19 protein-coding genes are annotated in these 23,586 nt (G+C 34.4%); 12 read left to right on the top strand and 7 right to left on the bottom strand.

The genetic code is table 11. The features are described from left to right. Positions 1-269: 269 nt before the first annotated feature. The 12 genes from GIY83_RS01490 to GIY83_RS01435 all read left to right on the top strand — a co-directional run bounded on the left by GIY83_RS01490 (position 270) and on the right by GIY83_RS01435 (position 10,414). Positions 270-614: a hypothetical protein gene (locus GIY83_RS01490; RefSeq protein WP_194615655.1), complete on the top strand. Its 345-nt coding sequence runs from the start codon at positions 270-272 to the stop codon at positions 612-614. Between the two features lie 36 nt (positions 615-650). Beyond that, positions 651-2,915, top strand: coding sequence for a hypothetical protein (locus tag GIY83_RS01485; protein WP_208684223.1), 2,265 nt, complete (start codon positions 651-653; stop codon positions 2,913-2,915). A 14-nt stretch (positions 2,916-2,929) separates the two neighbouring features. Beyond that, positions 2,930-3,397, top strand: a complete 468-nt coding sequence (locus GIY83_RS01480; protein ID WP_208684221.1) for a hypothetical protein — start codon at positions 2,930-2,932, stop codon at positions 3,395-3,397. 439 nt (positions 3,398-3,836) lie between these two features. After that, a complete protein-coding gene (locus GIY83_RS01475; protein WP_208684218.1) occupies positions 3,837-4,319 on the top strand; it encodes a M15 family metallopeptidase in 483 nt (160 codons plus the stop codon). Positions 4,320-4,321: 2 nt separating this feature from the next. Then, positions 4,322-4,795 (top strand): hypothetical protein, encoded by a 474-nt coding sequence (locus GIY83_RS01470; RefSeq protein ID WP_229029185.1) that lies wholly within the window; start codon positions 4,322-4,324, stop codon positions 4,793-4,795. Positions 4,796-4,799: 4 nt separating this feature from the next. Beyond that, positions 4,800-5,132 carry a hypothetical protein gene (locus GIY83_RS01465; protein WP_208684217.1) on the top strand — a complete coding sequence of 111 codons (333 nt, stop codon included), beginning with the start codon at positions 4,800-4,802 and terminating at the stop codon, positions 5,130-5,132. Between the two features lie 209 nt (positions 5,133-5,341). Then, positions 5,342-5,629, top strand: a complete 288-nt coding sequence (locus GIY83_RS01460; RefSeq protein WP_056252824.1) for a hypothetical protein — start codon at positions 5,342-5,344, stop codon at positions 5,627-5,629. Next, positions 5,616-5,918 (top strand): hypothetical protein, encoded by a 303-nt coding sequence (locus GIY83_RS01455; RefSeq protein WP_194615649.1) that lies wholly within the window; start codon positions 5,616-5,618, stop codon positions 5,916-5,918. Before GIY83_RS01460 ends, GIY83_RS01455 begins: the two co-directional genes overlap by 14 nt. A gap of 193 nt (positions 5,919-6,111) precedes the next feature. Then, positions 6,112-7,188, top strand: a complete 1,077-nt coding sequence (locus GIY83_RS01450) for a hypothetical protein (RefSeq protein ID WP_194615648.1) — start codon at positions 6,112-6,114, stop codon at positions 7,186-7,188. A gap of 15 nt (positions 7,189-7,203) precedes the next feature. After that, positions 7,204-7,866 carry a hypothetical protein gene (locus tag GIY83_RS01445; protein WP_194615647.1) on the top strand — a complete coding sequence of 221 codons (663 nt, stop codon included), beginning with the start codon at positions 7,204-7,206 and terminating at the stop codon, positions 7,864-7,866. Positions 7,867-7,949: 83 nt separating this feature from the next. Beyond that, positions 7,950-9,851 (top strand): fibronectin type III domain-containing protein, encoded by a 1,902-nt coding sequence (locus tag GIY83_RS01440; RefSeq protein WP_208684215.1) that lies wholly within the window; start codon positions 7,950-7,952, stop codon positions 9,849-9,851. A gap of 92 nt (positions 9,852-9,943) precedes the next feature. Further along, the gene (locus tag GIY83_RS01435) at positions 9,944-10,414 is read left to right on the top strand and encodes a phage holin family protein (RefSeq protein ID WP_194615645.1); all 471 of its coding nucleotides are present in this window, start codon (positions 9,944-9,946) and stop codon (positions 10,412-10,414) included. An 84-nt stretch (positions 10,415-10,498) separates the two neighbouring features. Here the strand turns inward: GIY83_RS01435 and GIY83_RS01430 are convergent, their stop codons facing one another. From GIY83_RS01430 to GIY83_RS01400, 7 genes are all read right to left on the bottom strand, one after another. Beyond that, positions 10,499-11,644, bottom strand: a complete 1,146-nt coding sequence (locus GIY83_RS01430; protein WP_194615644.1) for an exo-beta-N-acetylmuramidase NamZ domain-containing protein — start codon at positions 11,642-11,644, stop codon at positions 10,499-10,501. 290 nt (positions 11,645-11,934) lie between these two features. Then, positions 11,935-13,239, bottom strand: a complete 1,305-nt coding sequence (locus GIY83_RS01425) for a serine hydrolase (protein WP_194615643.1) — start codon at positions 13,237-13,239, stop codon at positions 11,935-11,937. 5 nt (positions 13,240-13,244) lie between these two features. Next, positions 13,245-15,749, bottom strand: coding sequence for a beta-N-acetylhexosaminidase (locus GIY83_RS01420; protein WP_208684213.1), 2,505 nt, complete (start codon positions 15,747-15,749; stop codon positions 13,245-13,247). A gap of 22 nt (positions 15,750-15,771) precedes the next feature. Continuing rightward, complete coding sequence (locus GIY83_RS01415) at positions 15,772-17,244, bottom strand: glycoside hydrolase family 10 protein (RefSeq protein ID WP_194615641.1); 1,473 nt, start codon at positions 17,242-17,244, stop codon at positions 15,772-15,774. A 310-nt stretch (positions 17,245-17,554) separates the two neighbouring features. Continuing rightward, positions 17,555-19,393 carry a PQQ-binding-like beta-propeller repeat protein gene (locus tag GIY83_RS01410; protein WP_208684211.1) on the bottom strand — a complete coding sequence of 613 codons (1,839 nt, stop codon included), beginning with the start codon at positions 19,391-19,393 and terminating at the stop codon, positions 17,555-17,557. 288 nt (positions 19,394-19,681) lie between these two features. Continuing rightward, positions 19,682-20,506: an alpha/beta hydrolase family protein gene (locus tag GIY83_RS01405; RefSeq protein WP_194615639.1), complete on the bottom strand. Its 825-nt coding sequence runs from the start codon at positions 20,504-20,506 to the stop codon at positions 19,682-19,684. A gap of 134 nt (positions 20,507-20,640) precedes the next feature. Next, positions 20,641-23,556 (bottom strand): FAD-binding and (Fe-S)-binding domain-containing protein, encoded by a 2,916-nt coding sequence (locus GIY83_RS01400; protein WP_208684209.1) that lies wholly within the window; start codon positions 23,554-23,556, stop codon positions 20,641-20,643. Between the last annotated feature and the right edge of the window lie 30 nt (positions 23,557-23,586).

Genomic DNA, 23,586 nt, shown 5'->3' with positions numbered 1-23,586 from the left:
TCCGCTTTAAGCGGGGAATCTTCTTCAAGAGGCTGCCTCGAGATTATTCAACCCCAAAAAAATAACTCAGGCAGTCTCTTTTTTTTAATCCGCATCTCTTACTAATTCAATTTTTAATAACAACAGAACGTCAACAGCTATTACAACTGAGGATAAAACTTTTACATGTGTCTTCCACTGCTTTGCGATTGCAATAGAATAAACATAAGTGACACCACTTAATCAGATATCAATTTACTCTATCATAAAAACAATAAAAGAATTTTAAAATGGAAAAAGAAAACTCAAAAAACATCGATGTTCTTGACGGAAACATTACTCAGGCTCAACTCAACCAATGGAAATACAAACACAAAAAAGTAGTAAAACTGACCATTGCAGATGACGACGAAACCACCCTGTTTGCCTATTTCAAAAAACCGGATATGAGTATTCGTTCTGCTGTATTACAAGCTTCAAAAATGGACGAGTTTAAAGCGCTCGAAGTATTATTCAAAAACTGTTATTTGGGTGGCAATGCCAAAATCGAACAAGAAGACGATTTACGTCTCAATATTACCACAGCATTCTCAGATCATATTCAGCCGAAACCTGTTAAAGTAGAAATACTATAGCAAACACCTTTTTTGCCCTTCATAAAAACTATCCTAATGATTATTAAAAACCATACTATAGAACTAAAAGATACCAGCGCTTCTGAAATAGCCAGGTTCAGGCAAATGATGCTTAGCATATGGCGTCAGCAGATTGAGGATGATAAAAACTCTGACAAGATGCTAAAGTATGTTGAAAGCTCCAATAACTACAGTAATATTAAATTTGTATCAGTATACGAAGTTATAGAATGCATTAAAAGAAAAATTGGTGTTGTTTATCCTAATACCTCTTTTAGCAAACTTATCGATGGTCCAATTAACAGTACACCTGAAAAATTAGGAATTATAAATTATAATGATAGCCAGGGAGCACAAAAACAAGGTGGAATATCTTTAGAATGGAATACTTTTAACGGAATAAATCTAATAGCCAAAACTTTCAAACCTTCTATTGAGATTGGAAAATATCACACCGATTTTTCTTTAACCATTTTCGACAATAATTTAAAAGAAATTACTTTCAAATTTATAGTTCAGGATTTTGATCTTTATATAGCACTTTTTGATTTGTTGGGAGTTGTAATTACCAGCGATGCCCAAATAATTATTAATTTATATCTTAAAAAGATAAAAGAAGCCAATAATAATCCAAGCAAATTAGATGTTATTTATGAATCGCTTCCCCGAACTTTATTTGGCAAAATGAATGATCAGCAATTGTATGAACATCTTGAAATCCTTTTAAGTGATGTATCATACTTAGAAGTTATTGCTCCTACAGATTTAGACACAAACGAAGATAAGGCCATTTTACAAATTCTTTATGCAATAAGCGACAGACAAGTGCTATATCTCAAACTTCGCTATAGTGATTTATTATATAGAATATACAATAAACTTCATGGCGAAGAAGTACAAGATTTACTTCGTTTTTTAACTCGTTTGGTAGCCGAATTTGATACTTCAAAACCATCGGATATTGTATACTTTGATAACAGTTATTATCTATTTAGAGATACGCATATAAAAACAGATTGGTCTGGAGGCGAAATTTTGATAAATAATTACAGAAATGAAACCCAAACAATTATAACATATGATAAAACATATGTTCCTATGGAACTTGATAGTAATATGGGTAGTTCGCCAATTGAAAAAGTAAACATTTTAAAACAATACTTAAACAGATCATTTAATCCGTTAGCAAAATTAAATTTTGGGACAAAACTGGGAGATTTGGGCGAACAAATAGGCGATGAAAATACGTTTGTTATTGCCTTAAAACTTCACAATATGGCTACAAAACAATCGAACTGGGATTTGTTTAATAAGGCTACAGATTTATTGAGCTTACTATCTGCTGTTGGTGCATTGCGTATTGTATTGGCAAAAGGAGCCCCAATGGCAGCAAAAGCACTTGCTGGGGTTGTTTTGGCAAAAGACGCTGCTCACTACGCTATGTTAAGCAACGGTACTCTAGAAAAATGGCACGAAAACGGTTATGGCTGGTTAGCCAACCTCTGGATCGCTTTTAGTGTAACAGCAGATCTTGCTTCTTTTGGATTACCTAATTTATCTAAAATCGCAAGAGAAGGAAATACGGCTGCCGAAATTGCAAAAACTGCTGAAGATTCTAAAGAAATAAGGAACGTTACTAGTGAATCAAATAGACTTGTAAAGGCCGAAACTGGCAAAGATGTTTCGAAAATGAATGAAAAACAGTTTGAGAAATTTTATAACAAAATAGAGAAAAAAGAAAAAGGAAACCCAGAACAATACGGAGAATTTATAGATACTCCTGAAAATATTCCAGGGAAAAATGCTCCTACGGAAAATATTAATATAAAAAGAGAATCCCGGAGAAAAGAAATTTCTGAGGAAACTGAAAAGGGATATTGGAGAGATAAAGATCATAATCGTAAAAAAGTGTTTTCTGATGATCAATTAGAATCTTTTGTTGAAATTGAATTAATTCATGAAACCAAAGTTAGGCCTTCTGAAGCCGGAGAAGCAGGCGATGTAGTCGGATTAACTGGGAAATGGACTGGCAAAACTTTTGACGCTGCAGGATTACCGAATAATTTAGGAGCTATTAAAGGATGGGAACACAAATTTGTTAGAAATTTAAAAAACTTTAAAGAATCTATCGACGTTCATTTTAACAAATTAAAAGGAAACCCTCCATTAGATAAATTTGTATTAGATTTACGACATGTAGATAAATATCCTCCCGAAACAAAAAAAGAAATAATGAAATATTTAGAAGAAAATTATGAATTATATCTGAATAATAAAGATAAATTTGAAATCATTTTTTAATCAATATAAATACTATGCCAAGCACAACATATATACGCTACGAAAAAAACAAAGGATTTTGGATTGGAGAATTTGAGTTTGAGATCATCACTGCATTTATTGTAAATGCATTTGAAGAAATTGGATTAAAAGATAAACCAGAATGGTATTTAGAGATTTTTGAGGATTTTGAGGAAATCACGAAGGGGCATCAACAAAGAGTTATGCATATCTTGTTCGATGACTCCTTAGCTTTTATAACCAAGAGAGAATCTGAAATAATCAAAGTTTTTGAATTAGCAAAAAAACTAATACAGCAAGAAGGAGAAAAATTACTTCCTGAAAAACTTAATAAAATGCAAGATATAAAAGACTGGCCCCAAACACAGGTAGAATGGACAGGTCCTCTATACACAGATGACATGATTCATGTTGTTGATATCATGATAAAAATGTTACGAAAAGAGTGGAATGATGGGAATTATGCTGCAGAATTCAGATAACAAATCTTTCTTTTATAAACAAAAATTAATATAATTCCAAGGATTTTAAATAAAAAATCCTTTCTAAACTCTATAATTAAACACCCGTTTTTCAACTTAGAAAAACGGGTGTTTTTTTAGTAATTATATTCAATTTGAATCAAAAAAGTAAAACCATAAAAAACGCAAAAACATCCTACTGAAACTACTGACTTACAGTTCCCTATTATTTTTCAAACACGCTATTTCGGCGTATTTTTACAGTGTTATTAAAACGTGTTTCACTTCTTAATGTGATCACAAAAAGGAACTTTTCAAACTTTATTTACAAGTTTTTCTTAACCGTAAATAAATCCTTAAACATAAATAATTTTATCGCAGCATAAAAATCCCGATTGTCGTCAAACTATCAGGAAAGGCTTTTTATTCACAAAATTTTAAATCTTTAATACACACAAATATGGATCAAACAACAAAAAAACACATTGATTTGCTGCATCCTTCGGTTAGGGAAGAAGTTACTAAAATCATAGAGGAATGCGATCTGGCATTAACCGGACGAGCTAAAGTTCGCATTACGCAAAGTCTCAGAACTTTTCAGGAACAAGAAGATCTTTATGCTTTTGGCAGAACAAAACCAGGAAAAAAAGTAACGAATGCAAAAGGCGGACAATCTATTCACAATTATGGCTTTGCGGTAGATATCTGTTTAATTATTGATGGAAAAACGGCTTCCTGGGACACAGCTAGAGACTTGGATGGCGACCAAATTTCGGACTGGCAGGAATGTGTCGAAATCTTCAAGAAATACAATTGGAACTGGGGCGGAGACTGGAAAACCTTTAAAGATCTTCCGCACTTTGATAAAGAAGGATACAGCGACTGGAAAGTGCTCAGTAAACTAAAACGTGACAGAAAAAACTATGTAATCTTATACAAATAATCATGATGAAACATTTAAAATTAAAACAGCTGCTATTTTTTATTGCGATCTCTTTTGCAATTTCCTCCTGCAACTCTACAAGAATTGCCCTATTCGATCAATATTCATACGAAAAAACCATCGAGCTAAAAGTAGAAACCGATCAATTGATGAATAAGGCCACAACTCCCTATTCTGCCAACAAAGAAGAAATTGAAAAATTATTTCTCAATCTGGAAAAATTGGTTGAGTATGAAAAAAATAAACCCAACAATGAGATCACTTTCGAAATGTTGAAAATGCTGAATGATAAAGACAAAAATCTTTTAGCAGGTTTCTTTAAACATTGGCAAACAAAAGAAGTTGAATCAAAATTATTTTTGGAAGAATCAAAAAAACAAATTTCAGAGGCTTTTGATTTACTTATTCAATATGAAATTAAAAAGGACAAAAAATCAAAAGAAGCACTTTTGGATTTAATTAACGGTAACAAATAAAATTATGGACAAAGATAAAGTGATAGAAAACTTAAAGAAGGAATTAAAAGCGATTATAGCCAACAGCTATAAGGATATTAAACCTCAGTTAGAAAAAGATCTTACTGTTTTTTTTCAAACCTCAAAAGAAAAACTGGAACGCTGGATTGTTCTTTTCTCGTCTGGTGATTTAACCGAAGAAGAATTTGAATGGCTTTTAAAAAGTCAGTTAGATTTAACCGTACTGCAAGCATTGCAAACTGCAGGAATATCAAAAATAAAACTGAATACCATTAAAAATAATATTATAAAAATGATTATTCAAATTATCACCAACCTGATTATTCCTGCAGTTTAAAAATACTTTTTTAACAGCAAAAGCATCAAAAAAAAAGCTCTAAAACAACTATCAGAACTTACTGAAACTACTGATTACTAAGTCCTAAATTCTTGATTAAGGAGTAAGCAAAGCTTATTTTTACAGTATCAAATAAACATCTTCTCTTGGGTATGGCGCGCAGATTCAAAGGAGATATTCATTAATAAAAACAATAAAAATAACGACATATGAAAGATTTTATCATAGATGAAGACTTGTTGATTACAAACGGAGATTTCGCCATAAAAGAGGCAGATCAGCAAAATATAGAACATCTATTGTTAAGCCAGAAAGGAAGTTATAAAGAGTTTCCTATTCTTGGAGTAGGAATAAAAAAATACATTAACAGCCCGGATGCAACCTCCAGGCTACGACTAGAAAACGAAATAGACAAACAATTATCGTATGACAATTTTTATGTAAAAACATTAGATGTCAACGATCTACAAAACATTAAAATCGATGGAAACTATTAAACCACAGGAAAACCAAAACATTTTTGACATCTCTTTGCAAGAATACGGAAGCATAGAAAAAGTATTCGATATTCTGGAAGACAATGATCAATTTAACCTTACAGATGACATTTCTGTTTACGAAGATTTAAAAATTGGTCGTGAAGCCTTTAAAAAGGATATTGTTGAATATTACAATTCCAGAAACTTGAAACCCGCCACTTCTATTACAGACGAAGAACAGTATTTGCTGGACAACTTCTCCGGAATTGATTATATGATTATTGAAGATGATTTTATCATTTATTAATAAAACCTCAATTGCATTTACCTAAAAAGATGCTTCTTACTATCTAAATTGTAGGTAAAAATACATTTCATCTCCTTTTAGAAATCTCTAAAAAGAAAACTACTTCTTAGTAGTATTTACAAAAAACATAAACAATTATCTATAAGCATATTACACATGACTTACAGGCTAAACTATATCTAAAAAACACAATATGGCACGTACAATTGCTGAAATACAGGATGAAATCCTGATTGAAAAGGGGAAACAAACCTCTCTAAACGGCTTAACAGATTCAAAAGCTGCGATTTGGAAACTTTGGATCAACATAGTTGCAACTGCAATTTGGGTACACGAAAAAATAGTCGAAAAAAACGCCCTGATATCAAGACCTCACACGCTAAACTGGTATCGCGAACAGGCTTTGAACTTTCATTACGGGATACCTATAGATCCGGATTCGAGCAACATAATACCCCTAATCTGGAAAGAAGGTTCTTATCAATTTGATACCACAAAACTTTCTGATACCGAAATCGAAAATGCTAAAATAATCAAACATTGTGCAGTAAGCGAAATTGATTTAGGGACAGTACTAGATCCCAACAAAAAACCGGAAGAAATATTCTCTGACTATTTTCATAATAAAGTTGGGGTTGTTTTTATAAAAGTAGCCACTGTAAAAGATGATAAAATTTCAAGAATCGACGTTCCTAACGAGCTTTTTGCTTTTAAAGAATATATCGCCAAGATCAAAGATGCAGGAAATCAGGTACACATCACATCTGATCAGGGCGATATTCTACAATTAAAATTGAATGTTTACATCGATCCATTGACTATTTACATTGACCCAAAAGACATTGAATATTATCAGTTAAAAAGTTTAAGCAGAGATTTAACAACCCAGGAAAAAATAAAATTAGCGGAATACGAATTAGCATTATTAACAGATCCTTTAAATGAAAAAAATGGTTCATTAATAATAGATGATCAGGAATTTCCTGTAATAAACTCGATTAGAGAACATTTGAAAAACATTGAATTCAATGGTGCCTTTGTCAAAACATATCTGGTAGATGCCGTTCAAAAAGCAGAAGGGGTTAAAATTCCTATCCTGACCAAGGTTCAGACTTCTGTAGCAAAAAATCCAAATGACACACAGAACCCTGCGCTTACTGATGCTACCAACATAGAATATTTTATTCCAAAAGCCGGTTATTTTGACATGGATACCCTTGAGTTTGAGGTAAACTATATTCCTTATACATTTTACCGAGATAAACAATAGACTAAAATATATACAATGAATAAATACACTGTTTTAAAATGGGAAAAGCTATTGTTATGGCTCGTCCCTCCTATTCTTAGAAAAAAAACGCACATAGACTGGCTCGATGTTTTACTAACCCCGCTTCATACCATTTACGAAGAGATTCTTTATAAAATGCAGCATACGGGCCAGGTCATTTATCTGGAAAAAGTATTGAACGAAACCTTTAATCCTGACAAAAGTTACAATCCCAATGCAAGCACCAAACAAAAACGATCAGACAGGTTAATTTATATCGACGAATCGGTCAAACCTGCCTTACAATATGTATATCTGCACAAAGAGTATTACGAACCAAAGATTACTTCACCAGATGGCAATCTCGTCGATGGACCTTTAATGATCCCGCAATTAGAAGTATATACTCACGATGAGTATAAAAAAAATAAAAACTATAAACCTGTTTATCTCGCCCATCGTACAGATTATACACAAATAAATTATGCTAATTTCAGAGTATTTGTTCCTAAAAATTTAATCGACAATAAAACGATACTGAGTCAACCAAAGAAAGAAGGAATCGTGTCAAACACAGAAGTTATCAATGTGACAGATAAGAAATATAACGATCTCCTTAACTTTTATAAACTGGCAGGAAAGAGTTATGAAACCTATTCTTATTCAGCAAAAGATTAAGCTAAAAATTGACATAAGAAGAAATATTCTAAACATAAGAAATCAAAATAATATAAAAACAACAGACATTTAAATAAATAAAAATGAAACAAGTAAATTTTACTCATCCAGGAGGTTTTCCTCTTGAGCAAGAAACTTTGGAAAGACTACAAACGGCTTACAGATCTGAGTTATTTGGAGCTTTAAAAGGACATTTAAGTATTAAGACCAATAAGAACTATACTATAACTCCAGCAACGAACAACAAAAAAGGCTGGGCTATTATTCATCAGGAAGAAAAAGATCCTAAAGACGAAACAGCTGTAAAAATATTGCAAGGAATTTTATACCCTATTGAAAAAGGTACTCCAACGCAATTTCTAAAAACTACCAAAACAGGTACAAATCTAACATACGGAACAGGAGTATTACAAACCGCTTATTTTGATTATGATGCAAAATATATCACTCCGGATGAATACACTAATCGTCCTGCATTTCCTTCGATGACTGATGCCCTAACAGTATATTATTATGATTTGAATGATTTTGAAATCGTTAAAGATATTGAGGCAATTGAAACGATTATTCAGGCAATTAAAACAAATATCGTTGCAATAGAGGCAAATATTGACGGCGTTGAAGCAAACATCGATAAAATTGAAGCAGATATTAGTAGTAACTATCTTCCGCTTAAGGGATCAAAGGCAATGGAAGGAGATCTGAATTTGGGTTCTTATCAATTATCAAAGTTAGATATAAAAGAAACCCCTACAGCCAATGTAAGAGTTACAGATTTTAGACTGGGATCAAACTTAGGCAGAGCAATAGTAAACGACAGTACAAATCTTTCTTTAAATTATGGGTCAGATTGGGAAAATACAAATATTGGCGGAAAAGTATATTTAAACAATATCAGTTCATCCAATTCTACTGGTTCTTTGTTAGTTGTAGACAGTTCAAATCAGGTTACTAAAAGCAATACACTATTAGAATCACTTATTAAACGCATCACAGATTTAGAAGAAAAACCTGCAACAGCAGTGCCAAAAGGAATGATTGCCATTTGGGGGAAACCAGCTCCATTTCCTGAAGGTTGGGAAGAATATGTGCCATTGAGAGGTAGAATGCCTGTTGGATTTGATAGTACTCAGTTAGAATTTAATAATTGGACTGTAAGGGATGGAGGTTCTAAAAACAAAAAATTAACAATTGACGAACTCCCTAAAATAAGCCCTATAAATGGAACTGCATTAAAAAAAGGAGGCACTTGGGGAGGTAATAGTGGTTTGACAGTTGGAGATCATGCAAACGGGGATTATGTTGGAGGAGAATTAATAAAACCTTTTGGTGGCGATATGCCTTTTTCAATATTAAACCCTTATAGAGTTGTTCATTTTATAGAATACACAGGAAATATTACTCCGCCTGTCGATACAATAGCACCTACAAGTCCAACAATTTTAACAGTTTCAAAGATTGGTACTAAAAGTTTAACTTTAACCTGGACTGCATCTACAGATAATGTTGGTGTTACTAATTATCTGGTTTATAAAGACAATAGCAATACTCCTTTAGCCGAATTAGGAAAAGAAGTTCTAACTTATAATGTTACTGGGTTATCTGCCAATACTTCTTACAGCTTCCAGGTCAGAGCAAAAGATGCTGCAGGAAATTTATCTGTGCCAGCTACTGTAACTACAGCTACACTTGCAGCAGACTCAACTCCACCAACACTACCTTCATTTTTTTCTTGCGTTCATAATGGTCAAGGTTATATACTACTTGAATGGGCTCAATCACAAGACGACGATAGTCCCATAGATTATGAACTTTCGCGAAGTGCCTTTGGTTCCTTATTTACAGTTTTGAAAAAAAATCCTAATACGTATTATAGTGAGCAAGTTTCATCAAACGGAACATATACTTACAGAGTTAGAGCAATCGATCCTAGCGGAAATGCATCTGCTTATAAGGAAGCTTCAATAACCATAAGTTCTTTATAAAAAGTAAATTGTAATTACTAATAATCTTTTGGGGCATAAAAACCCCAAAAGATTTCTTACCGACCCCAAATAATCTCTAAAAACAAAAACCAATGATTCATAAATTTTCAGAATATTCGAATGAATTAAAACTACTGCTTTACGCCATTTTTATTTATTTAGAAATGGACACAGGAATTGTCAAAGTACTGTTTTACTTAATGGTAATGGATACCTTTCTTGGCATCATAAAAACCATTGTACTAAACAACAAATTCAGTTTTAAAAAATTAGCTCTAGGATTCGTTTCCAAGTTAGCCGTTTTGCTAATACCAACCGCTTTGGCATTGATGAGCAAAGGGCTTAATTACGACTTCAATTGGTTTGTAACCATAGTTATGGATTTACTTATTGTAAGCGACGGTATTTCGATCATCAGTAATATTATTGCGATCAAAACAAAAAAAGAAGTCGAAAATTTCGATGCCATGACTCTGATTCTTAAATCGATCCGAAATCGTTTAATACAATTATTTAAAAGGCTACTAATTACAATCGACCCAAAATTTCATATCGAAAAATAAATATTTTATTCCATTATAAACTATTCCACAAAAAAAAGGGAATAGCCTTATGCCAATCCCTTTAGTTTTACTTTTTATTAAAGCTTACTTCTCTCTATAAATCAAATACTGTTGTCTCATTTTTTTAAAGTCCTGCAAACCTTCTTTCCAACTGTTTCTTATTTCCTGTTCTGAGATTCCTGCTTCGATTTGCTGTTGTAGTTTTTCATTTCCTGCGCGAATAGAGAATTTTCTTTTATCAAAAAATTTAGATTTATCTGCCGTAGTCTGATAAGCTTTAATCAGCCATTTAATTTCTAACTTATTAATTCTCGGAATTGCCGATAAATCCTCTCCATTACACTCTACTCCATTGTACAAAGGATCTTTGTCTCCAAAATTAGGTTTTGGAGTAAAGGCAAAATCGCTTTTTGGTAAATAAGGCGAGCCGTAAATCTGGAATTGTTTTTCGGTTCCGCGTCCCATACTTACATTCGTTCCTTCAAAAAGACACAAACTCACATATAAATTAATCGATTGGTCGTTAGGCAAATTTGGCGAAGGACGAACGGGTAAACTGTACGTCATGCTTCGGTTATAATTCAAACACGGAATCACAGTTAATTTACATTGAATGTCGTCTTTTAGCCATTTTTGTCCATTGATCATTTTGGCTTCTTCCCCCAAAGTCATTCCGTGAAGCAAAGGCGTTGGATGCATTCCTATTCCGCTTTTAAAAGCAATATCCAAAACAGGGCCGTCTACAATCGCAATATTCGGATTTGGACGATCCAGTACAATTAGCGGAATATTATTCTCTGCGCAAGCCTCCATAATTCTATGCATCGTAGAAACGTACGTATACAAACGCGTTCCCACATCCTGCAAATCAAAAACCATAACATCAATTCCCTTTAATTGTTCAGGAGTTGGTTTATTGTTTTTTCCATAAAGGGAAGTAATAGCCAAACCTGTTTTCGCATCAATTTCATCTGATACATGTTCGCCGGCATCGGCAGTACCACGAAAGCCGTGTTCCGGTGCAAAAATGGTTTTGATTTTGATATTTTTCTGAACCAAGAAATCAACGAGATGGATTTTCTCATCGATAATGCTGGTTTGATTGGTTACAATTCCGATTGTTTTTCCTTTAAGTAAAGGCAAATAGGCTGCGTAATTTTCAGCGCCTGTTTTTATTTTTTGCGCAAAAGATACTGTTGTAATTAGTACGCAAATTAATAGTTTTTTCATATCGTTTATTTTTTTTGCCACAGATTAGAGAATTAAAAAGATTTTTCATTTTGTTGCTGTTAATTTTTCACGCAGATTCTGCAGATTAAGGCAGATGAATTTAAATTTTATAATCTGTGCCTATCTGCTTAAATCTGCAGAATCTGCGTGAAACAAAAATCCTTCTAATCTTTTATCCTGATAGCTATAGGGAGTGGCTAAATTATTCTCTCGCAGATTTTGCAGATTCACAAAATTTAATTCGTGAAAATTTGTGCAATTCGTGGCAAAAAAAACGCGGTAACTTTTTTTTACTCATTAATTTGTTTCCAAATTTTAGCACTAAAATCATCTTTGTACATTAATCTATTCGTTCGCGTTGGATTTACGCGATTGGTAAGGATAATTAAAAACCTGTTATTATCAGGATTCAGAAAGAAAAAAGTTCCTGTAAAACCCGTATGTCCAAAATCATTTTTACCGTAAAATTCATCCGGTTTTCGTTTATCAAATCCAAGGCCGCGATAGATACCTTTTTTGGCCAAAGGCGATTTTGTAAACTGTTTCACCACTCGTGCCTTTAGAGTTTGTTTTCCGTGGTATTGACCATTATTAAGCAGCATCTGGCATATTACCGAAATCGATTGGGCATTGGCAAACAAACCTGCATTTCCTGAAACTCCACCCAAAAGAGCCGCCGCTTCATCATGCACATAACCTTTGATCGTATCTTTTCTAAAAAAATTATCAATTTCAGTTGGCATCACATTTTGTTCCGAAGTCCATTTTAGCGGATTGTATCCAATTTTTGAAATGCCTAATTCATTATAAATTCCTTTGGCCAATTGATCGAGTTTGAGACCCGTTTTTGTTTCCATCATTTGCTGAACCAAAAGCAAATTGAGATCACTGTACAAATATTTACCACGCGGATGCGTATTGGCAACCGCAATTTTAGCATAAACCGTTTGATAAAATTCGGGATTCAGCCACATGTTTTTGTAGATCTGAATATAATGCTCTTTAGGTTCGAAAGAAAGGTATCTTGTATCGTAAACAATATTCTTATTCACATACATCGTATCAAATAAATCAGGATAATTCTCAGATTGCTGATTGCTTAGCAAAGGCGAACCATCAGGCGTAGAGAGCAAACTTTGATAAAAAGTAATACTTGGCGTTAGTCCAGTGGTATGCGTTAATAATTCAAAAAGGGTTAAATCTGCAATAGCGGAGTTTTTATAGAAAGGAACAACATCTCCCAATTTATCCTGTAAACCTATTTTATCCTCGCCCACCAAACGCATGGCTACAAGAGTTGCTCCCAAAACTTTAGACATAGAAGCCAGATCATACACGTCGTCTGTTTTTACTAATTCTTTTTTTGAATAATCATGATATCCATAATTTTTCAAAATAAAAACAGAATCTTTACTCCCTACCATGATTTGCGCTCCGGGAAAAAATCCTTTACCCAGGGCATTATTCATCATCGAATCAATGAAAACTTCATTTTGCTTTGTATCAAAAGACTTTTTTGAATTTTTAAGGGTCTTGCAACTTATCCCTAAAAAAATCAAAAAGACAAGTACGACTCTCACTCCTGTTTTTTTCATACTTTTTATGGATTAATTCTTAAGTCCTGAGCAGCCATCAAAGGTTCATTGTTGGTGGCTGTAATCACAATCTTTACTGCTTTTACAGGCTGTTTTGGATAGATAGATGCATTTCCGTAATCAAAACTGTCTCCTTTTTCAAAGTCAACACCATTGTATGAATATTCTACATGACCGTCATTGACAATAAATCTCGGGTGATGCGGAATTCCTGTCAATACATCAATTTTCGAAGAAACAACGGCATTGGTAAATGTGTATAAAATCCAGTCGCCATTTGCGCAGGCAACATCGGTACGCAAATACGTTTCTATATTATAATCTTCTAATTTTGAAATAGGAAATTTAGGGTTATCCGCCATCGATGACGTTACTTTTACTTCTGGCTCTAAATAAGGAGAACAATTGAAATTTACTTTTGCAGCAGATTCTTTTGCTTCTTTATTGTCCACAACAAAATCCAAACGATAGGTATTTTTTTCGTTATAATTTTCGATCACAAATCGCAAACGGGGTTTTGATTTTAATGTTTTTTCTTCTGCGTAAGTTTGTATCAATTTATCATTTTCAAAAAGTGAAACCGATTTAATAATTCCGCTTGTGCTTCCATCAGCTATTGGATCAAAAGTTAAGTACCAGATTCCTTTTTTGTCTACATTTTCAGAAATATTCTCTGAAATGTTCAACACTTCAATTTTAGAGGTATTCCAGTTGGCAACCGGTAATTTATCGACTTTTACAGCAGGACTTGCCACATCTTCATTAAAAAAAGTACGGAACATATATTGTTCGTATTCTTTGGTCTGAATCGGGCTTGTATACAAAGGCGATTGTCTTGTAGGTTCATTTCCTTGCGCATCATAACGCACAACAGCTCCTTCATAAGGCGGGGTTACCGTAATAATTCCGCTTTTGTAAATTGCTGTTGGCGGAAAATCCCTAAAAGCAATTCCCATATTGGCCAAACGCTGTAAATGACTGTGTGTTAATCTTCCATAAAAATCATCCCAGTTTTTATCTTCCTTTTTAGTCCATCCAATTTCTGATAAAGCAGCAATTCTCGGATAACTTTGATATTCCATAAATCGCGTCGGGCGATCCAGATATTCACTCCACAAAGCACCCTGAACTCCTTTTATAAGTTTTTGCTGTTCCGGTGTTAAATCATCATTAGGAATTGGTTCAAACGAATACGCTCTTTTGGTATCTGTAATAGCTGCCCAGCGATGTCCGCGCTCATTTTCAGATTGTGCCATATCAAAATACGTATATTGTCCCGGCATCATAATGGTTTCATGACCTCTTTTAGCCGATTCAATTCCGTAACTTATTCCCTGCCACGCACTAATCAAGGTATTTGGATTTATTTCTCCCCCTTTTAAAATTTCGTTCCAGCCATTTGTTTTTTTATGATATTTATCCACAATGGTTTGAACTCTTCTAAAGAAATAATTCTGAAGCTGAAAACTATCTGTAAATCCTTCTTTCGCCATCAAAGCCTGGCATTTTGGACAATGCTCCCAGTTAGCACGATTCACTTCGTCTCCTGCAATATGAATATATTCAAAAGGAAAAAGTCCCGAAACCTCTCTAATGATCGAATCTAATATTTGGTAGTTTTCTTCACGACCAACACACCAGACATTTTTTACTTCACCCTGAACACTTTTAAGTTCCTGCGTTATAGCACAACCAATCTCCGGATACGCTGCTGTTACCGCACGCGAATGTCCCGGAATTTCAATTTCGGGCATTACAGCAATCCCTCTGGCAGATGCATAAGCTACCACTTCTTTCATGTCTTCCTGAGTGTAAAAACCACCATAACGTTTGTCTCCTGAACCGTACGATGGCAACAATACTTCACCCGGTCCTCTCCATGCTCCTTTTGCAGTTAAATCCGGCATTGATTTTATCTCGGCTCTCCAGCCGTTATCATCCGTAAGATGCCAGTGAAAAACATTCATTTTATGTGCTGCCAGCCAATCGATATAATTTTCAACCGTTTGTTTATCAAAAAATTGTCTCGAACAATCCAGCATCATTCCGCGCCAGTCAAAACGAGGGTAATCTTCGATTTTCACAAACGGAATTGTTCCTTTTTTTACGTCTTTTGCAGAACAAATTTGTATTAAGGTCTGAAAGCCATTCAGCACTCCGTTTGGCGTTTTTCCTTTTACCAGAACTCCTTTTTTATTTACTGTCAATTGATAACCATCATTTGGAAGATTTATTTTTTCATCTACCAAAAGTGCTATTGTATTTTTTTCCTGTTTATTTCCATTAACAACTGATGCCGTAATTCCTGTAGTTTTAAAAAAATCACTTGCAATATAAATAGTGCTTTTCTCTATTTTTTTGTCAATAATAATCTTCAAAGGAGAAGGAATTACAAACGCATTATCTTTCTGTTTTATTTTTACAGGCCTCGGGATTATATCCAGTTTCTGAGCCTGTATCGTATTCAGCGAACTCAGGAAAATGGCGATTAGTAAAATACTTTTTTTCATCTTTTCAAGCTTTTTTATTGTATTAAAATTGTATCGGACTGCTCTCTGTTTGGGTATTACTCAAAGCGGTAATGGCATAAGTATATTGCTGTAAATTAGCGTTCGGAACCTCTAATTTTGTTGCTGTAGTAACATAATAAATATTCTCCGGATTAGAGAAATCGGTTATTTTTGATTTAGGAAATCTATAAATCACATATTTCTGATTGTTTACACCAGCTTTCCATGTCAGCACTGCAGTACCTCCTTTTTGAGCAATCGAAACATTTACTGGCGGCTGAGGTTTTATCCTTGTAATTCTATTGGCTTCAGGTGTTAAGGCAATATATTTATATTGTTTTTCCATAAGAGGTTTTCTCAGCGTATCACCTTTTTTCAGGAAATTAGTTGCCGTAAAATGCATCGAACCATCAAGCAAAGGCATTGATCTCACGATTTCTATTTGCTTCACAATTTGATCCGGACTTCTCCATTCTACTTCTTTTGCTGTTTTCGAAAGTTTATAAACCCCATGACCTACGTAAACATTTGCCCCGTATTTGTGTGCTGCCCACCATTTTGCCAAAACCTCAAAATTAGCCCTGTCAAAACCAATGTGCCAATACAATTGAGGCGTTACATAATCGATCCAGTTTTCTTTTTGCCATTTCAAAATATTGGCATACAAATCATCATAATTCGTAGCTCCAGCCACTGTGTTAGAACCTTGTGAATCTTTGGCAATATTTCGCCAGACTCCAAAAGGTGAAATTCCAAATTCGATATCTGGTTTATTGGCAATTATCGTGTCTCGTATTTGCCTGATAATCAAATCGACATTGTCTCTTCTCCAATCGTCCTTGTCTTTAAACTGGCGAGGCTCTTTGGCGAAAGCCGCCTGATCAGGAAATTCCTGTCCTGCAATTTTATAAGGATAAAAATAATCATCCATATGAATGGCCTGAATATTATAATTACGAACTATTTCGCCCACTACAGAAGCTACAAAATCTCTCGTTTCTTTATATCCCGGATTAAAATATCTGGTTTTTCCATAGGTAAGAAACAGTTCAGGTTTCTTAAAAAACAAATGATTTTTTGAAAGCACTTCGTTTGTCGTATCTTTTTGCACACGATACGGATTAAGCCAAACATGAACACTCATTCCGCGTTTTCCGGCTTCATCGATCATTAATTGCAGCGGATCAAAACCCGGAGCAACTCCCTGAGTTCCTGTAATCCAGTGTGATGCAGGTTCTTTGGTCGATTTGTAATAAGCATCTGCAGTAGGACGAATTTGAAAAACAACGGTATTCAGATTATAAGATCGTAAATTATCCAAAATCGTAATCATTTCGGTCTTCATTTCCTTGTCTGACAAGCCAGGTTTCGATGGCCAGTCGATATTGTCTACTGTCGAGATCCAGGCAGCACGCATTTCTCTTTTTGCTGGTTGCTGGCTAAAAATATTGGTTTGAAACAGTAATAATAAAATTAAAATCTTTAAACTTTTCATAAATATTATTTTTGGTTAGTTAATATAGTTTTATGTTTTTTTGGCAGGAGATTTAACCGCAAAGTTCGCAAGGTTTTTACGCAAAGTTCGCTATGCTATTCCATCTGTTTAGTTCTTTATTTCAGTAATTTCTGGAGTCTATTTTTCTCTCGCAGATTCAGCAGATTCAATTCACGGAAATTTGTGGAATTGCTTCGCCTGTTCGCTGTCGCTCGGGCTATGGCGAAAAAAATCCTTTAAATCCTTTAATCTGTGGCTAATAAAATACCTAACAGGTTTTAAAAACCTGTTAGGATAACTAACTACATAACTACTCTAATAAATAAATACCGCCTTCTATAAGCGATGTCCAAACTTTTCCCTGATCGTCAACCGAGAAGCCGTTTACACTGGAACTTCCTAAATTGATTTGTTTTATAATCTCAAATTTTTCAGCATCCACAACAACAACTTCACCTTTTCGGCTGCCTGTATAAATCTTATTTTTATTTTCTAATATTCCCGCGGGATTGTGTTCGTATCCTAGTTTTAAATCCAAAATTTTGCTTTGGTTTACCAAATTTTCTTCCGTTAGTTCCAGATCATCATTAAGCGGTAATCTTAAAAGTTCGCCTTCCATTGTTTTGGCATAAAACCATTTTCCGTCCTGACCTTTCCCCATCGATTCCCTAACTTTCCATTTTGAAGTTCTTAAAAGAGTTTTACCGGTTTCTATTTCTAAAATCGTCAGAAAACGTTCCGGAGTAACCAAATAAAGTCGTTTTTTTGATGCCACCATATTTACATTTCCGGCAGAATATAAAACTTGTTTATTGTTACCATTATTCCATTTCCAAATGAGCGTTCCCGTATTTTTATTCAAACAATAAACATTGGTATCCCATGCGCCAAAAATAATTAGATCGCCATGTATCAAAGGAACTCCCTGCGAATAAGACTCCGGTAATTTATTCTGCCAGATTATTTTTCCGCTAATTGCATCAATACAAATAAATGCATTAGAACTCGCTGTATAAAGTTTATTGTTTTCGACAATCGGCGAACCAACCAAAATTCCGCCAACAGGAATGCTCCATTTTTGTTGACCCGAGTCTTTATCAAATCCCACTATATTTCCTTCTATTGTACCCACAACAAGAACATTTTTGACCATTACAGGCGAAAAATAAATGACATTTCCTGTTTCTGTTTTCCAGTTCAAAGTCTTATTCTTTAAATTGACTGATTGTATTTCACCAATAGAATTAGCAAAATAAAGGTTCTTTTTATCGAAAGAAGGAAGACTATAAATAGAGGCAATATCTTTTATAAACGGAGGAAAACTATTGTCGAAAGTATCTTTTGGAATCTCTATTTTTGAAGGTTTCGTTGGAACTGAAAATTTAAAAATGCCTGGTTTTTCCAATTCCTTCTGATACATACTAATGCTATCTTTACTAATAATTACCTCATTGTAGCTTTTTGTTTTTCCGTCGCGGGATGTAATCGATGCGCCCATAATACCACTCAAACCGGAAAAATCATATTTTTTTAAAGTATGTCCGTGACCACAGAAACTGACAACTGTAGGATATTTTTCTAAAACAGAAAGTACTTCTTTGTAATTACTCACGCTATTGTCTAACGGATAATGCGCAAAATTCAATACTTTTTTATGGCTGTTTTTAAGGCTGTCTTGTAACGTTTTATCCAGCCAAAGCACATCTTCGTGTTTTACAAAACCATCTCCCATTTTCATATAAGGCCCACACGGAAATCCGATAAAAAGATATTCTCCTTTTGAAAATACAAAGCGGTCGCTGCCCCATATTTTTTTATAGGTTAAACCGGCACTTTCGCTCCAATTGGTTTCGTGATTTCCTGAAATAACATAATAAGGGATTTTTAAATTCGAAAGAATAGCATCAACATTTTTAAGTTCGTCATCGGCGCCACGATTGGTTAAATCTCCTGTTACCACCACAAATTCATTATCAGATTTATTGATTTCTTTTATAATATTCTGCAGCAAAAAATCATTCTCATTTCCCGGAGAAACATGCAAATCTGTAAGCTGTACAAATTTGATGTTACCTGATTTTTCTGTTTTTTGGCTGAAGCCTGACGCAATTATAAAAATTAATAATATTCTGGAAAATAGATATTTCATGGGTTTGTTTTAATTTATTTTGAAACAAATTCTATTATGATGGTGTTAGATTAACCACAAAGCTTTTACGAGATGTTCGCAAAGCTTTCTTTTAATCCATATATTTTTTTTCTCAAGCAGATTCAGCAGATTTAGCAGATTTAATTCGTGACAATTTGTGCGAGTTGTGGCGAAAAAAACTTTCTAATCTGTGGCGAAAAAATACCTAACAGGTTAAAAAAACCTGTTAGGATAGGTAACCAAACCAATAGTTATGTATTGCTAGTGTTAATCGCAATACATAATTTCTTATTTATTTTTATTGTCCCTGAAAAAATTGTCAAAAAACAACAATTGAAATTTTAACGAATTCTCCCAATATTCAATATTATGTTTTCCAGGGCGCTCTATATAATCGTGATTTATTTTTAGAGCCAGCATTTTATTATGAAGTTCCCTGTTTACATCCATAAAAAAATCATCAACACCACAATCGATAATCAATTTCAGCTTATTGTCTTTTACCAAATCGAGCATATTTGTAACAGTATTTTTCTCCCAGTTTTCAGGAAATTCGGTGATACTGCCCAAACGTTTTTTTATGTCCCAATTTTCAGGAAACGGACGAATATCGACTCCTCCGCTCATGCTTCCTGCTGCTCCAAATACATCCTGATGTTTAAAGGATAAATACAAAGCGCCGTGTCCGCCCATGCTAAGACCGGATATTGCTCTGCCTTCGCGGCTGGCAGTGGTTTTGTAATTTTTATCTACAAAAGGTACTAATTCATTAACCACATAAGTTTCGTATTTAAACGCCGTATCTATCGGACTGTCAAAATACCAGCTGGAATAATTTCCGTCAACACCTATTACTATAAAGCCATATTGGTCGACCTGTTTCCCCACTTCTTTAAAGCTTTTTACCCAGGTTGCATAATTGCCGCTAAAACCGTGAAGCAAATAAACCACAGGGAATTTTGTATTGCTTTTTTTATAATTATCAGGGGTTATGACACAGGTTTTTATGCTCTTATTCATCGAAGCGCTGAAAACCTGAATGGTATCGATTTTAGCTGCTTTCGCAGAAAAAAAGACGAATGCCAGAAGTAGCGTACTGATTGCTTTTTTCATAAAATCTTGTAATTAATTATTGTGTCAAAATAAGTTTCTTTTTTTACCATTAAGATATTCAATTCATAAAGCTTAGATTACTTAATCTCTTAATGGTAAAAAGATAAATTAAGCTTAATTTAAAACTCTGGAAATTATTTCAAGCAATCTCTTAAAATAGTGACCGGATGCATGGCTTTTCTATTGGTTCCGTCAAAAATCTGGTGTCTGCAGCTTGTTCCTGCAGCGGCAATTGCTGTTGTAGCTTCGGTGGAACGAATTTTTGGAAACAGCGTATCTTCGCCCATTTGCATACTAATTTCATAATGCTCTTTTTCGTAACCAAATGATCCCGCCATACCACAACAACCTGAATTATAAATGGTAACCGAACTGTTTTTAGGCAGATTCAGCATGGCAAATGAAGCTTCGGTAGTACTTAATGACTTTTGATGACAATGTCCGTGAATTTTTATTGTTTTCTCTGTATCCGAAAATTGTCCTGAATGTATTTTTCCGTTTGTTATTTCTCTTTTAAAGAATTCTTCGATTGTAAAGGTATTTTTTGATAATTTTTCGGCAGCTTCCTTATCATAGGCCAGTCGAATGTATTCGTCCCTAAAAGTCAATATAGCCGAAGGCTCTATTCCGATTAATGGAGTATTCTCATTAATTAAATCCTTGAAAATAGCCACATTTTTATTGGCAATATCCTGCGCTTCTTCCAGAAAACCTTTCGATATAAAAGCTCTTCCGCTTTCTTCATGATCAATTACAATTACTTCATAACCTATTTTGGTTAGTAATTCATACGCATCAATCCCTACCGAAACATCATAATAATTGGTAAATTCATCACAGAAAAGATATACTTTTCCGTTTTCAAATAACTTATTTCCAGCTGATTTTTTATTTTTTTCGTACCATTTTCTAAAAGTGGTCTGCGCCAATAAAGGAACCTGTCTTTTAGGAGCAATACCCATACTTTTTTTAACCAAAGGCAAATTGGCCACAAAATTGGTCATAGAAGGCGCAATGCTTCCTAACTTATTGAGTTTTGAATTGAAAGCAAAGATTTTATTTCGAACAGAAAATCCGTTTGCTTTTTGATATTGGTACAAAAACTCCGATTTTAAAGTCGCCACATCTACATTACTCGGACATTCGCTGGCACAGGCTTTACAGCTTACGCACAACTCAAATACCTTGTATAATTCTTCATGATCAAATTTGTTATCTTTTTCTGAATGTGTCAGATATTCTCTCAGGGCATTAGCTCTGGCGCGAGTAGTATCTTTTTCGTTTCGGGTAGCGCGGTAACTCGGACACAAAGTCCCTCCTGCCGATGGTAATTTCCTGCAATCACCAGAACCATTGCATTTTTCGGCGGCACGCAAAATGCCCATACTGTCTGAAAAATCCTGAATGGTTTTTATTTCCGGTTCTTCCCTGCCGGCTTCAAAACGAAGATTTTCATCCATTTTAGAAGCATTTACAATTTTCCCAACGTTTAAAATTGTGTTGGGATCAAATGCTTTTTTTATTCGTTTCAGCAGTTCATAGTTTTTATCCCCAATCATAAAAGGCAAAAACTCTCCACGCAAAATTCCGTCGCCATGTTCACCGCTTAACGAACCTCTGTATTTTTTCACCAAATGAGCCACTTCCGTAGAAATATTTCTAAACTGGTGTAATCCTTCTTTTGTTTTTAAATTGATCTTCGGACGTAAATGCAATTCTCCGGCTCCGGCATGTGCGTAATAAATCGCGCTTTGTCCGTGTCTTTCCATCATGGCAGCAAAATCAGCAATATAATTGGGTAGATCACTTAGTTCAACCGCTGTATCTTCGATTGAATCGGCTGCTTTATCATCGCCAACAATACTTCCTAAAAGTCCCAAACCTGCTTTTCGAACATCATTTACTTTATCAATATCGGCTCCGTAAATTTTAGGCAAAGCATATCCAAAATTATTAGCTTCAAGATCTTTAATCAAAGCGTCGGCTTGCAACTCCGCATCTTCCATGCTGATATGAGATCCTACTTCAAGCATGATAACTGCTTTTGGTTCTCCCACAATAAAAAATCGGTTTTTAGCCTGTTCCCTATTGGTTTTGGTACAATCTAAAATCGTATCATCCATCATTTCGCACGTATACAAATGATGTTTCATGGCTGTTACAACCGCTTCTAAACTTTCCTGAATGGTATGAAAATGCGCCACAACCATGATATTGTTTGTTGGCGGTAAATCATCTACTTTTAATGTAATTTCGGTTGTAAATGCCAGTGTTCCTTCGCTTCCGCAAAGTAGTTTTCCTAAATTGATGGTGTTTTCTGTTCCTGAAAATAATTCTGATTTTAATAATGCATCAATCGCATAACCTGTATTTCGTCTGTGGATTTCAGGTTTTGGAAATTCATTTTTAATTTCTTCCTGATTTTTTTTGTTCGAAAGTTCCTCGAAAATCGTTTTATAAATTTTACTTTCTAAAGAATCTCCTTTGGTTTTTTCCATGAATTCCTCCGAAGACAAATCCTTAAAAATGGCAGTACTTCCGTCACTCAAAACCGCTTTTATCTCTACAATTTTATCTCGGGTAACCCCATAACGTATCGAAGTTGTTCCAGATGAATTATTACCGACCATTCCACCAATCATACATCTATTTGTTGTTGAGGTAGTTGGACTAAAAAACAATCCGTGTGGTTTGAGATATAAATTCAGTTCATCGCGAATTACTCCGGGCTGAACCGTTATGGTTTTCTTTTCGGCATCAAAAGAAACAATCTTGGTAAAATGCTTAGAAACATCTACAATTATTCCGTTTCCTACTGTTTGTCCTGCCAAAGATGTTCCGGCAGTTCTGGGTGTTATCGAAATTTTGTTTTTTGCCGCAAAGCGAATGATCTTCACAATATCTTCTTCTGATTTTGGGATTGCCACTGCCTGAGGCATAATTCTATAAGCAGAAGCATCAGTAGCGTATAACTTTTTATGAAGTTCGTCATAAAAAAGAGTTCCTTCTAATGAATCAGATAATTGCTGTAATTGGAGAAGACTGGACATTTTATTGGTTGGTTTGCTTTTGGTTGGTAA

Origin of the sequence: Flavobacterium sp. SLB02, assembly GCF_009664855.1 — a bacterium.
GTDB lineage: Bacteria > Bacteroidota > Bacteroidia > Flavobacteriales > Flavobacteriaceae > Flavobacterium.
This window is presented reverse-complemented; position numbering and strand designations above follow the sequence as displayed.